Annotated in this window: 9 protein-coding genes; all 9 read right to left on the reverse strand. The window is 56.9% G+C overall.

Features of this window, described 5'->3' with window-relative positions; all coding sequences use genetic code 11:
• Window positions 1-14 precede the first annotated feature (14 nt).
• Window positions 15-848 (reverse strand): 4-hydroxy-3-methylbut-2-enyl diphosphate reductase, encoded by an 834-nt coding sequence (gene ispH / locus RRY12_00495; protein MEG2183147.1) that lies wholly within the window; start codon window positions 846-848, stop codon window positions 15-17.
• The gene (gene miaA / locus RRY12_00500) at window positions 845-1,813 is read right to left on the reverse strand and encodes a tRNA (adenosine(37)-N6)-dimethylallyltransferase MiaA (protein MEG2183148.1); all 969 of its coding nucleotides are present in this window, start codon (window positions 1,811-1,813) and stop codon (window positions 845-847) included. The genes ispH and miaA overlap by 4 nt, the downstream gene beginning before the upstream one ends.
• Window positions 1,814-3,583 carry a DNA mismatch repair endonuclease MutL gene (mutL, locus tag RRY12_00505; GenBank protein ID MEG2183149.1) on the reverse strand — a complete coding sequence of 590 codons (1,770 nt, stop codon included), beginning with the start codon at window positions 3,581-3,583 and terminating at the stop codon, window positions 1,814-1,816.
• Window positions 3,580-6,135, reverse strand: coding sequence for a DNA mismatch repair protein MutS (gene mutS / locus RRY12_00510; GenBank protein ID MEG2183150.1), 2,556 nt, complete (start codon window positions 6,133-6,135; stop codon window positions 3,580-3,582). Before mutS ends, mutL begins: the two co-directional genes overlap by 4 nt.
• 32 nt (window positions 6,136-6,167) lie before the next feature.
• Window positions 6,168-6,581, reverse strand: coding sequence for a Holliday junction resolvase RuvX (gene ruvX, locus RRY12_00515; GenBank protein ID MEG2183151.1), 414 nt, complete (start codon window positions 6,579-6,581; stop codon window positions 6,168-6,170).
• A complete protein-coding gene (alaS, locus tag RRY12_00520) occupies window positions 6,581-9,232 on the reverse strand; it encodes an alanine--tRNA ligase (protein MEG2183152.1) in 2,652 nt (883 codons plus the stop codon). Before alaS ends, ruvX begins: the two co-directional genes overlap by 1 nt.
• A gap of 97 nt (window positions 9,233-9,329) precedes the next feature.
• The gene (locus RRY12_00525; protein ID MEG2183153.1) at window positions 9,330-10,604 is read right to left on the reverse strand and encodes an amidohydrolase; all 1,275 of its coding nucleotides are present in this window, start codon (window positions 10,602-10,604) and stop codon (window positions 9,330-9,332) included.
• A gap of 2 nt (window positions 10,605-10,606) precedes the next feature.
• Entirely contained in the window at window positions 10,607-11,854 is a 1,248-nt protein-coding gene (locus RRY12_00530) for an adenosylhomocysteinase (protein MEG2183154.1), read from the reverse strand.
• 2 nt (window positions 11,855-11,856) lie between these two features.
• Window positions 11,857-12,867 carry an S-methyl-5-thioribose-1-phosphate isomerase gene (gene mtnA, locus RRY12_00535; protein MEG2183155.1) on the reverse strand — a complete coding sequence of 337 codons (1,011 nt, stop codon included), beginning with the start codon at window positions 12,865-12,867 and terminating at the stop codon, window positions 11,857-11,859.

Genomic DNA, 12,867 nt, shown 5'->3' on the forward strand with positions numbered 1-12,867 from the left:
CAACATCCTCCTGCTTACATCATCTTTAATTTTTGGATCAGTTCTTTTATCAGCCAGTCAGGCGTGCTTCCGCCTGCGGCTATTCCTATTGTGCTCTTTTTTTCCAACCAGCTCCTCTCAAGTTCTCCTGAATGTTCTATCCACAAAGTCGGCACTCCGGAACCGAAGGCTATCTCTGCCAGTTTTCTTGTATTGGCGCTGTTTTTGCCGCCCAGAACTATTATGCCGTCCGCCTCTTCCGCAAGTCTGCATACAGACTGCTGACGGGCGAGCGTAGCCCTACAGATAGTATTATATACCTTTATCTCTGGAGATACAGCGGCAAATCCACCAACTAACGCAGAAAACGTTTCGACTCTCTGCGTAGTCTGGCTCAAAATGCCGCATCTCTTGCCGTAGACGTCGGCTGGTATCTCCGACGGGTCGGCTAGCACATGCACCTCGCCCGAAACGTATCCCATGATTGCCTTGACCTCGGGATGCGTCGCGTCTCCTAATATTATCACGATATAGCCATCTTGGGAAAGTTTTTTTGCTCTTTCCTGCGCTGTTTTTACGAAAGGACATGTCCCGTCGACTATTCTTTTGCTTCTCGCGCGCAAAACCTCAAAAACTTCGGGCGTAACTCCGTGCGCGCGAACAAAACAAGTGGCGCCGTGCGGCGCCTCTTCGGGGCTGTCGACGACGACAAGACCCAGCGCTTCGAGCCTTTTTATCTCCTGCGGATTGTGTATAGGGCTTCCCAGCGCGTATACGTGAGCCTGCGTTTTCAATTCCTCTTCAAGCGTGGTGATGGCGCGCTTCACTCCGAAGCACAGCCCCGTAGGGTCGGCGATGATTATCTTCATAGCGCGCGGCCGCCGTCAAGGAAATTTTTGCAAAGAGGAACGGCGCAGCGCAGCGCCTCCGTCCGTGATATTTGATCGAAGTCAAACCAGCGCGCCGGCGTAAAATGCTGGAACCACGTCATCTGACGGCGCGAGAAGGCCTTTGTCGAGCGTATGTCTCCCTCAATGGCCTGCGCGAAGCTGCACTTGCCTGCGAGATACCAGACCAGCTCACGGTAGCCGAAACCCTGGAGCGCCGGCAGCTCAGGCGAGTAGCCGTTGTCGAGCAGCCATTTTACCTCTTCCGGGTAGCCGCTTGCGAACTGCTCCTTTACGCGTCGTTCTATGTTTGTAAAAAGGTTCGCGCGCAGCCGCGTGAGCCCTATATAGAAAAAGGAAAACGGGGATTCGATCCTGCGCTGATGTTCGTAGTGCCATGTGACGCCGCGCCCCGTTATCCTGTATATCTCAAGCGCGCGCATGGTGCGCACAGGGTCGTTCTGATGTATACGAGCGCCGGCCTCTGGGTCGGCCGCAGCAAGTTCGTTGTGGAGCGCGGAGAGGCCGCGTTCTTTTATCTCTTCTTCAAGCGCCGCCCGCACCGCGTCGTCCTTCGGCAGTTCGTCCGAAAGCATCCCTTCAAGCGCTCTGTAGTAAAACGGAGTGCCGCCGATAAAAAGCGGCGCGCGTCCACGTTTTATTATGCGCGCAGCGGCAGCGGCAGCCTCCTGCGCGAAGTCCGCCGCGGAGAATATTTGATCCGGGTCGGCCACGTCTATCAGATGATGGACGACCTCGCGGCGCACCTCGCGCGAGACTTTGTCCGTGCCTACGTCAAGATAACGGTAGACCTGACGCGAATCGACGGAGATGACCTCGGCGTTCAGCTCCTTCGCAAGCGAGAGGCTGAACTCAGTCTTTCCGACCGCTGTAGGCCCGATTATTGCTATGACCGGAATTTTTTCTTGTTTTTTTTCTTCCTGCATCTATCTCTCAAACCATTCAAATAGTTTTTTGTTTTCAATGATGAAGACCGTAGGCCGTCCGTGCGGGCAGGTGTACGGCGACTCGCAGCGTTCAAGGCGTTCAAGCAGCGCGCGTGCCTCCTCCGGCTCAAAGCGTCTGCCAAGCTTCACGGCGTCGCGGCAGGCAAGGCGCGCCATGCGCCACCACACCTCACGGTCGCGCTTCGCCGGGTCGCTTTCTGTCTCTATCCCGCGCAGGGCGGAGCGCAGCATATCTATAGGTGAAAGATGCCCTTTGCCTTTAAGCGCCGGGACAGCCGTCACCTTTTTGGCCTCCGTGCGAAAGCCGAGCGCCTTCAGTTCGTTTTCGTAGAGCGCGGCGTCGGCGGCTACGCCCTCCGGTATGTCCATCGGCAGAGTGAGCCACTGCACCGCGACGCTGCCCTTGAAGCTTTCACATATCTCTTCAAAGAGTATCCTCTCGTGCGCCGCATGCGGGTCCATTATTGCAAGCGCCTCAGGGAAGTCGAATATAAGAAATCCGTCCGCGCTCTGGCCTATGTAATGTTTTTCCTGGGCAGTTTCGTTGTTTTGTTCCGGTAAAATCATGCCGTTTTCGTCAGTCTGTGCCTCCGCCGGGAAAAATATGTTCTGCACTGGGGAGGAGGCGCGCTGCGGCATCGGCTCGTATTTCGGCTTGCTTGTCAAGCTCCACGCGTTTGGGTTGCAGAGCGCACCATTTTCAAAGTTCCGCGGAGCGGGCGCCGAAAGCGGCGCGTCAAATGCCTGGTGCGTCAAGCCGTCCGGTGAAAGCGAAGGAGGTGCGCCGAATGAATGACGCTGCGAGCAGACGGATTTTGCGTTTTCGTAGATTATCCTGAAAATGTCCTGCCCCCTGCGAAAGCGTATCTCCTCTTTCGTCGGGTGGATGTTTACGTCCACATCCTGCGGCGGCAGCTCGATCGTCACCATCCACTCGCCGTAGGCCGCGGCATCCGCCGCGCATATCGCCGCCTTAACAGCCGCGTCCTGCACACGTCTGCCGTTTACAAAAAGCATTACCAAAACGCGGCGTGAATCTGGAAGAGGGTTCCACCACACCCGCGCGGCAAGCGCGCCGTTTTGCGACGACGACGCGTATATTTTCGTCTGCTTGCCCCATCGGCGAAGAAGAGCCTCAGAGGTAGAGGCAAGCGTGTTATATTCAAGTATTTTTTTTGTGTTTTCGTAGAGCCGGAAGGTTATCTCCGGGTGCATCAGCGCGTAGTCGTTGACAATCTGCACGATGCGGCGCAGCTCCGCCGACGAGGTCTTCAAAAATTTCCGGCGCGCCGGCAGGTTGAAGAAAAGATCGTCTATCTGTATCCGTGTGCCCGGCTTTGCCGGGGTGTCGGTGTGCAGCGTTATTTCTCCCGCGTCGCACCGAATGAGGCCGCCAGTTTCCGACTGATGCGTCTTGCTGCGTATCTCCATGCGCGAGACGGCGGCTACGCTTGCGAGCGCCTCGCCCCTGTACCCGAGCGTGGTGATATTTTCAAGGTCGTCTATGCTGCTTATCTTGCTTGTCGCGTAACGTTCTATGGCAAGCGGCAGCTCGTCAAACGCTATGCCGCAGCCGTCGTCCTCTATTACGAAGGAGCTTTTTCCGCCAGCCTCCGTCATTATGGCGATAGTGGAGGCGCCGGCGTCGATGGAGTTTTCTATAAGCTCCTTAGCGACCGACGAGGGACGTTCTATCACCTCGCCCGCCGCTATCCGTGTGGAGATGTCGGGCGCGAGTCTCTTTATCATTTGAAATCAAGCACCTTTCTGCTGTCGGCCCGCAGGCGCGATACCATTTCAAGCGCCGAAAGGGGCGTCATATTGTTAGGGTCGCAGGCGGCAAGCTCCTCAAGTATGGCCTCCTGACGCACGTCAAAGAACGTCAGTTGGTTCTGCCCCACCTTTTTCATATCCTCTTTTTTTTCGGCGCCTCTTTCTTCAAGCTCGGCAAGAAGCTCCTGAGAGCGTTTCAGCACAGCGGAGGGGACCCCCGCGAGGCGCGCCACCTCAATGCCGTAGGAGCGGTCAGAGGGCGCCTCGACTATTTTGTGCAAAAAGACTATGCCGCCCGAGCTTTCGTCCACCCCCATACTGAGGTTGACGACGCCCGAAAGCAGCTCTGCGAGCTGCGTAAGCTCATGATAGTGCGTAGCGAACAAAACGCGCGGCTTCGCAGATTCCTGCCCCTGCAAAAACTCGACGACGGACCACGCGATGCTGAGGCCGTCATAGGTCGATGTGCCGCGCCCGACCTCGTCAAGTATCACAAGGCTTCTGTCCGTCGCGTGGCGCAGGATGTTCGCCGTCTCCACCATCTCGACCATAAAGGTGCTCTGTCCGCGCGCCAGTTCGTCGCGCGCGCCTATCCTCGTGAATACGCGGTCTATCAGCCCGATGCGCGCCGATTCCGCCGGCACGAAGGAGCCTATATGGGCCATGACCGCAATCAGCGCCGCCATTCTGAGATAGGTGGACTTTCCAGCCATGTTCGGCCCCGTTATTATCGCGATGCGCCGTCCGTTTTCATCACTGAAGTCGAAGTCGTTCGGCGTGAAGGGATTTTTTCCAAGCGTGCGCTCTACCACCGGGTGCCGCGCGTTCTTTATTACAAAGTCTTTGCTCATGTCCATCGAAGGCCGCACGTAGCCGCGTTCACTTGCGGTCTGGGCCAGGGAAAGCAGCGTATCTAGCGTCGCCGTAAAAGTGGCCGCCTCCTGCACCGCGTAAGAGGCTGCGATTATCTCCTGCACGAGGCCGTCATATATTCTTTGCTCAATGGCGAGCATCTCGCTTTCGGCGCTGAACATCTCGCGCTCGAAATTTTTCAGCTCGTCCGTTATAAAACGCTCTGCGTTGACCAGCGTCTGTTTGCGGATGTAATCCAAAGGCGCGCGGTCGGCGCTTCCCTTCGGTATTTCTATATAATAGCCGAAAACTTTGTTTACTCCGGCTTTAAGTGCTTTTATCCCCGTCCGCGCGCGCTCCGACTCTTCAAACGAAGAGAGCCACCGCGACGAATTGCGCGCCTTTGAGCGCCATTCGTCAAGCGCGGCGTCGTATCCGTTGCGGATAACGCCGCCGTCGCGCGCAAAGCGCGGCACAGCCTCGGCTACGGCCGACGAAAGCAGAGCGGAAAGCGCCCTTGTATCGCATTTCGGTTCTATGCCGGCCATCGGCGCACAGCGCGAGGTAAGTTTTTTTATCGCGGGAATCAGCGTCAACGTATCTGCGACAGCCTTCACGTCGCCCGGCGCGCCCATTCCGAGCGTGAGGCGCGAAAGCGCCTTTCCCATGTCACGGCAGCCTGAAAGCAGCTCCGAAAGCTCCGCGCGAAGCATGGTCTCCGCCATGAGGCCCTCAATCATATCTTGACGCGCAAAGATGGCGTCAAGGTCTTGAAGCGGCGAAACTATCCAGTCTTTGAGCATCCTGCGCCCCATGACCGTTTTGCATTTGTTGAGCGCCCAGAAGAGCGACGTTGAGCCGCCGTCCGTAAGTTCGAGGTTGGTCTGCGTGTTCTGGTCCAGTATTAGATTTTCTTTTGGGAGGATGGGCGTGAGCGAGGAAATGTGCGTCGCAGTGGAAAACTGCGTTTCTTCCAGATACTTTAGCGCAACGGCAGCGGCTCCCGCAGCAGGGTCGTAGTCTCCCAGCCCCATTGCGTCAAGAGAGGCTATCTTCCATTTGCGGCAAAGCCAGCTAGCGGCCTGCGGCACGGAGTAATCCGCCGCGTCGCGCTCTACTATGTTACAGTTTTCGTGAATCGGGCAGTTTTTTATAAATAAATCGCGCTGTCCGCGCCGTACAAGCACCTCGCTTGGGTTGAACGCGGAGACGATGGAAAGGCCGCCTTCAAGCGTGAAGGAGCCGGCTCTGAGCAGCCCGGAAGATGCTGCAAGCAGCGCTATGGAGATATTCTTGCCGTCGAAGAGGCAGGAGGCTATCTTTGCGTCTCCGTCGGAATTTTCCGGCAGCCACGTGCCGGGCGTCACTATTCTGTTTACGCCGCGCTCAACGAGTGTCCTGCCGTCCGGTTCCGTCATCTGCTCGCATATCGCTATGCGGTAGCCCGCGGCTACGAGCCTGCCCAGATATGAATCTACAGAGTGGAACGGGACGCCCGCCATCGGTATCGCGTTTTCCGCGTCCTTTGAGCGCGATGTGAGCGTGATGTCCAGCACCGCGGAGGCGGTCTTCGCATCCTCGAAGAACATCTCGTAGAAGTCGCCCATTCTAAAGAAGAGCAGACAGTCGGGATATTTATCCTTCCAATGCACATATTGCTCCAGCATGGGAGTCATTTTAGTTCCGGCCGGCAGTTCCAAAATACTTTTTAATTCCTTCCTCTGTCCAGATAGCTTTGAAGCAGAAGCGTCGCGGCTATTTTATCCACCTTTGTTTTGCGCCCCGCGCGTGAGACGTCGGCCTCAAGAAGCGCCTGTTGAGCTATCGTCGTGGTGAAGCGCTCGTCCCAGAACTCCGTTTCAAGTTCCGGGAAATATTCTTTTATTTTTTCCGCGGTCTCGCGCATACGAACGGCTTCTGGCCCTTCGCTGCCGTCCGTGCGCCTAGGCAGCCCGATAAGTATCTTAGGGTTTTCGTACTGCGCCGTTATCTTCGACAGTTCAAGCAGCCAGTCTTCGCGTGCGTTCAGCACAGCGACTCCCTGGGCGAAAAAGCCCAGAGGGTCGCTGACCGCAACGCCTATTCTTACAGTTCCTATGTCTAGTGCGATTATCCTCTGCATTACTTTCCTTTAGACATAAGCTCTTTGAAAATTTCAGGAGCTTTCGCAAAGGCCGCGTCGAGCTTGTCCATGCCGCGCGCTCCGCCCTGAGCAAGCGTCGGGCTTCCGCCGCCCTTGCCGCCCATCTCGGCCGCCACCGCCTTAAGCATCAGCCCTGCGTGCGCGCCCTTTTTTGCAAGTTCAGGCGAGGCCATCGCCGTAAGTGCGACGTTTTTCTCCTCGCCTATGCCGGCAAGCAGCATAATAGCCTGAGGATACTTCTGGCGTATCCTGTCGCCTATCTGGCGCAGAAGGTCCGGCGTGATGTCGTCGAATTTTTCCAGGATGAGGTCGACGCCGTCTATGTTGGCTATCGGCTTCACGCTGTCTTCGATGTCTGACATAGCCGATTTGACCTGAAGCTCGCGGTTTTTGCGTTCAAGCACCTTTTTCTCGTCAAGCATAGATTCTACGCGCGTCTGCAGCGTTTCGACGTCCTCGCCGAGTACGTTCATCAGCGCCATTATCGTGCCGCCGAAGCCCTGGAAGAGCGGCAGAGCCGGCGTGCCGGCCACGGCCGTGATGCGGCGTATGCCGGAGCCGATGCCCTCTTCTTTGACTATCTTCACCATGCCTATGTCGCCGGTGCGTTTTACGTGCGTGCCGCCGCAAAGCTCCGTTGAGAAGTCCTCCACGTCGAGCACGCGCACCTCGTCGCCGTACTTTTCATCAAAGAGGGCGCGGGCGCCGCTCTTCTTCGCCTCTTCAAGAGACATCACCGTAGTTGTCACCGGCTTGTTTTTCAATATCTCGGCGTAGACTATACGCTCAGCCTCGCGCAGCTCGTCAAGCGTCACGGGCGCGAAGTGGTTGAAGTCAAAGCGTAAAAATGTCGGCGTCACGATAGAGCCGGCCTGACGGACGTGTTTGCCCAGCACGCGCGCAAGCGCTTCGTGCAGAAGGTGCGTCGAGGTGTGGTGACGCTGTATGTCGGCGCGGCGATCCTCGTTGATCATAGCGGTGACTGCATCAGCCGTCTTTATGACGCCCGCCGTCACTTTGCCGCGGTGTACGATGAGGTCGGCCACAGGATATACGGTGTCCGTCACCTCAAAGCTCATGCCGGGCGCCGTTATAAAGCCCGTGTCTCCCACCTGGCCGCCCTTTTCGCCGTAAAACGGCGTCACTGAGAGCACGACGTCGGCGCAGCTTCCGGCGGGCGCGGACTCCACAAGCGCTCCGTCCACTATCACAGCCGATACGACCGCGTCAGATTTTGTCTTGTCATATCCGCAGAAGGGGCTTGGCGCAATTTTGTCGGCAAGCTCCGTATATACGTTCTTTGAAATTACGCTGCTCGTCTGCTTGCTAGCTGCGCGTGCGCGGTCGCGCTGCTCCTCCATCGCGGCTTTGAAGCCCTCCGTGTCGACGGTGATGCCGCGTTCTTCGCACATCTCTTCCGTCAGCTCCAGCGGGAAGCCGAAGGTGTCATAAAGGACGAAGGCGACGTTTCCGGGCAGTTTGTTGTCTTTTGCTGCTTCAAGTTTTGAGATTTCTGAATCCATCAGGTCGCTTCCCTGTGACAGAGTGCGCGAGAAACGCTCCTCTTCCGTGCTCAGCACCTGCTCTATCGCGGAGCTTTGCTCGTTCAGCTCGGAATATTCGTCTCCGATGGAATCGCGGACGACGGGAAGAAGCTGCGTAAGGAACGGCTCGCTGATGCCAAGCAGCCTTCCGTATCGCACGCAACGGCGGATGAGGCGGCGAAGCACGTAGCCTGTGCCATCGTTCGTCGGCAGTATTCCGTCCGCTATCATGAAGGCGGCTGCGCGGATATGGTCGGATATGACCTTGACGGCCATGTCTTTTTTGGGGTCCTCGCCGTATTTGACGTGCACCAGAGCGCAGGCCTTGTCCATTATCGGGCGGAAGAGGTCCGTCTCAAAGTCATTCGGCACGCGCTGGACGACGGAGGCGAGGCGTTCAAGCCCCATGCCCGTGTCTATATTTTTATTTGGAAGCGGCGTGAGGTTGCCCGCCTCGTCGCGGTTGTACTGCATAAAGACGAGGTTCCAGATCTCCAGATAGCGGTCGCAGTCGCAGCCTACCGTGCAGGTGGGTTTCCCGCATGAATACTGCTCGCCCTGGTCGTAGATTATCTCAGAACAGGGGCCGCAGGGGCCGACTGGGCCGGCCGCCCAGAAATTGTCGTCGGCGCCAAGGCGGAAGATGTGATCCTCGGGCAGTCCTACTTTTTCATGCCAGATGTTCCACGCCTCGTCGTCGTCGAGATAGACTGTGGCGTAGAGCCTGTTGGGGTCGAGGCCGACACGCTCCGTCAGAAATTCCCAGGCCCACGGGATTATCTCGGGCTTGAAGTAATCTCCGAAGCTGAAATTTCCGAGCATCTCAAAAAAGGTGTGGTGGCGGGCGGTGCGTCCGACATTTTCTATGTCGTTTGTGCGCACGCACTTCTGCGCCGTGGTAGCGCGAGTCACTTCAGGCGTCTTCAGGCCCAAGAAATACTGCTTGAAGGGCACCATCCCAGCTATCGTAAAAAGAAGAGTGGGGTCGTCGGGCACCAGTGAAAAGCTGTGATACCTTTTGCAGCCCTTCTCTTCAAAAAAATTCAAAAACAGTTCGCGTAACTCTTTGCCGCTGCGGCGTTCCATGCAGAGAACCTCCTAAGATTCGATAAAAATCTATATTTAATAATATTATATATCCAAATTATACATTCAACGCGCGCTATGCGCCGCGAAAGAAAATTTACGCCGTCAGTATCTTTCTTCCGGCGGCTGCGTCGGCGAGCGTTTTTTCTGCGTCTATCGTCGTGAATATCCCGCTGTCGTAGAGCACCTGGCCCGCGACTACAGTCCTCATTATGTCGCGCGAAGAACCGGCGTAGACGATGCAGCCGGCGAGATTTTCTTCGTCCCAGCCGACGTAGTTCGGGCTGTCGAGGTCTATCAGCATGAAGTCCGCGTTCCAGCCCTCTTTGATAAGCCCCGTATTTTCAAAACCAAGCGCGCGCGCTCCGTTTATCGTGGCCATCTCAAGCGATTTTTCCGCTGAAAGCGCCGTCGCGTCAAATCCTGCGCCTTTTTGGAGAAGGTTGGCGAAACGCGTCTCCTCCCACATGTCGAGGCCGTTGTTGCTGGACGCTCCGTCCGTGCCGATAGCCACGTTTACTCCCGCTTTGACCATCGCGTCTACCTTCGCTATGCCGCTTCCGAGCTTTAAGTTGCTTTTTGGATTATTGACCAGCGTCACGTTGGGGCGGGCGTAAAACGGCAGGCACTCTTCGTCAAGCCAGACGCAGTGGGCAAGAAGCAGATGCTTTACGGCAAGCAGTCCGCTCTTTTTTAGATATTCCTCGGGCGTCATGTGGCTGTTTGACATCGGCCAGTCATTTTTTGTTTCAAGCCAGTGAAGCTGCACCGCAAGGTCGTTTTCGACGGCGGCCGCCGCAACTTTTTCCATCAGCTCAAAGGGCACGGTATATGGCGCGTGCGGCCCGAGCTGAACGCTTATGAGGCCATCTTTGCCGTTGTAATCTTTTGCAAGCTGCAAATTTTCGCGCAGACGGGAACCGTCCTTGTCTCCGACGATGCCGCGCGAAAGTCCCGCGCGCATCCCCGCGGCAAGCGCTTCGTCTGCCTCGTCGCTCATAAAGAAATACATGTCGGCATAGCAGGTGGTTCCGCTTGCCAGCATCTCCATCATGGCGATCCGTGTGCCGGCGCGCACGATGTCCGCAGTGAGGCGTTCCTCAGCGGGCCATATCTTTTTTTGCAGCCAGTCCATGAGAGGCAGCCCTTCGCCCATGCCGCGCAGCATCGTCATCGCGGCGTGTCCGTGCGCGTTTACGAAGCCAGGCAGCATCGCGCATTTTCCGTGTCCGTTAAAGCCGGCGTCGTCAGCAAAACTGCCCGCGGCAGCCACCGCAGAAAAAAGGCCGTCTTCTACCCTTACGTCGCATAGCTTTGCTGCGCCTCTTTGCGCGTCCCACACCGCGACATTTTTATAGGTGGCCTGCGTCATTATTATTCCTTCCAGCTCGCCATATATTCTATCTGTTCCGGCGTGAGCTTTTCCGTTTTCAGGCCGAGCGATTCAAGCTTCAGCTCCGCCACCTTTTTATCTAGTTCGTCGGGAACGTTGTAAAGCCCCGCCTCCATCGTGTGGGTCGCGATATACATCGCGGAGAGCAGCTGCATCGCAAAGCTCAGGTCCATTATCTCAACCGGGTGTCCGTCGCCCGCCGCGAGGTTGACAAGGCGTCCCTCGCCAAGAAGGTGCAGCCTGCGGCCGTCATCCATCACAAAGGTCTCTATGTTGTCGCGCGTTGCGCGAACCTCTTTTGCCATCTCGCGAAGGTCGGGAACGTAGACTTCTACGTCGAAATGTCCAGCGTTTGCAAGCAGCACGCCGTCCTTCATCTTTTCAAAATGTTCGCGGCGTATGACCTTCGTGTTGCCAGTCACGGTGATGAAGACGTCGCCGTGGGCGGCCGCCTCGTTCATATCCATCACGTCGAAGCCGTCCATCAGCGCTTCAAGCGCGCGGTGCGGATCCGCCTCCACCACGATGACGCGCGCGCCAAGGCCCGCCGCCCTTTTTGAAGCGCCTTTGCCGCACCAGCCGTAGCCCACTATGACTACGCGCTTGCCCGCGACGATTAGGTTCGTCGTGCGCAGTATCGCGTCCCACACTGACTGCCCCGTGCCGTAGCGGTTGTCAAAAAGGTGCTTGCTCTGCGCGTCGTTTACCGCAAGCATCGGAAATGGCAGCACCTCTTCGTCGGCCATAGCCTGCAAACGTTTGATGCCGGTCGTCGTCTCCTCGCAGCCGCCAAGTATATTGGGGATGAGGTCGCGGCGCTCTTCGATTATCATGCTGACGACGTCGCCGCCGTCGTCTATTATCACCTGCGGGTCCCATTTGAGCATCTCGCGGATATTTTCTGTGTATTCTTCAGAGGACATCCCCCTGCGGCTGAATACATGCACTCCCTCTTCGGCAAGCGCGGCGCATATAGGGTCCTGAGTTGAAAGCGGGTTGCTGCCGGCGGTGGCTACCGTGGCTCCAAGCTGATGCAGCACTTTGAGAAGACAGGCTGTCTTTGCCTCCAGGTGCAGGCAGGCGCCGACAACGACTCCGGTCAGAGGCTGGGCCGCCATCTCCTTCTCGGCTACGAGCTTCAGCACGGGCATGTACTCCCACGCCCACTCCATTCGTCTGTGCCCCTCGGGCGCAAGCGCTATGTCCGCTATCTTAAATTCGTTTCTCATATTTAATAAGTCCTCCCCAGAATAGTTTTTATATTTTGAGAAAAAGGAGCGTCTATGACGCCCTTCTCCGTTATTATTCCTGTTATCAGTTCCGCCGGCGTGACGTCGAACGACGGGTTCCACACCTTCATATCATCCGGAGTGACGCGTTCGCCGCGCACTCTGCGCACCTCGTCCGGCGAGCGTTCCTCTATGGGGATATCCGCGCCGCACGCGCAGGCCGCGTCAATGGTTGATAGAGGAGCCGCTATGTAAAATGGCACGTTGTGATACTTCGCGGCTATGGCCAGGCTGTATGTGCCTATTTTATTTGCCGAATCGCCGTTTGCCGCAACTCTGTCCGCCCCCGTCACCACCGCGTCTATTTTTTTGCGAGACATCAAAAAGGCCGCCATCGAGTCCGTTATGACCGTGACGTCAAGGCCGTCGCGCGCAAGTTCCCATGAGGTGAGCGAGGCGCCCTGAAGACGCGGCCTCGTTTCGTCCGCGTAGATTTTTATATTTTTTCCGCTCTCCGCCGCCGCGCGAAAGACTCCAAGCGCCGTGCCGTAGCCCGCAGTGGCAAGCGCTCCCGCGTTGCAGTGCGTTATGACGGCGCAGTCGCGCGGCAGAAGGCAGGCGCCGTGCCGTCCGATGCTCCTGTTAATCTCTATGTCTTCGTTGTGGATTTTTATCGCAGCTTGCGTAAGTATCTCGCAGAGATGGGGGCTGTGTAAGTGCTCCGCCCGGACGGAGGTCATTTTTTTGATGGCCCAGTAGAGGTTGACCGCCGTGGGCCTTGTATGCGCAAGGCGGGCCGCCGCCGCGTCAAAGCATTTTTCTCTTTCCGCAAGCGCAAGTCCGTAGGCTGCGGCTACGCCTATTGCGGGCGCTCCCCGCACGGTCATATTTTCTATGGCAAGCGCCGTCTCCTCCGCGCTGCCGCATCGAATATATGCGACCTCGTGCGGCAGAAGCCGCTGGTCCAGCAAGAACAGCGCGCCGTCATTCCATTTTAAAGTTTCTGGCAGCAT

This window comes from Cloacibacillus sp., assembly GCA_036655895.1.
Taxonomy (GTDB): Bacteria; Synergistota; Synergistia; order Synergistales; family Synergistaceae; genus JAVVPF01.

Excerpts from the sequence above, each read along its gene's own strand:
- ispH (MEG2183147.1), bottom strand. The coding sequence starts at position 848 with ATGAAGATAATCATCGCCGACCCTACGGGGCTGTGCTTCGGAGTGAAG.
- mutS (MEG2183150.1), bottom strand. The coding sequence starts at position 6,135 with ATGACTCCCATGCTGGAGCAATATGTGCATTGGAAGGATAAATATCCC.
- RRY12_00525 (MEG2183153.1), bottom strand. The coding sequence starts at position 10,604 with ATGACGCAGGCCACCTATAAAAATGTCGCGGTGTGGGACGCGCAAAGA.
- alaS (MEG2183152.1), bottom strand. The coding sequence starts at position 9,232 with ATGGAACGCCGCAGCGGCAAAGAGTTACGCGAACTGTTTTTGAATTTT.
- mutL (MEG2183149.1), bottom strand. The coding sequence starts at position 3,583 with ATGATAAAGAGACTCGCGCCCGACATCTCCACACGGATAGCGGCGGGC.
- miaA (MEG2183148.1), bottom strand. The coding sequence starts at position 1,813 with ATGCAGGAAGAAAAAAAACAAGAAAAAATTCCGGTCATAGCAATAATC.
- ruvX (MEG2183151.1), bottom strand. The coding sequence starts at position 6,581 with ATGCAGAGGATAATCGCACTAGACATAGGAACTGTAAGAATAGGCGTT.
- mtnA (MEG2183155.1), bottom strand. The coding sequence starts at position 12,867 with ATGCTGCCAGAAACTTTAAAATGGAATGACGGCGCGCTGTTCTTGCTG.
- RRY12_00530 (MEG2183154.1), bottom strand. The coding sequence starts at position 11,854 with ATGAGAAACGAATTTAAGATAGCGGACATAGCGCTTGCGCCCGAGGGG.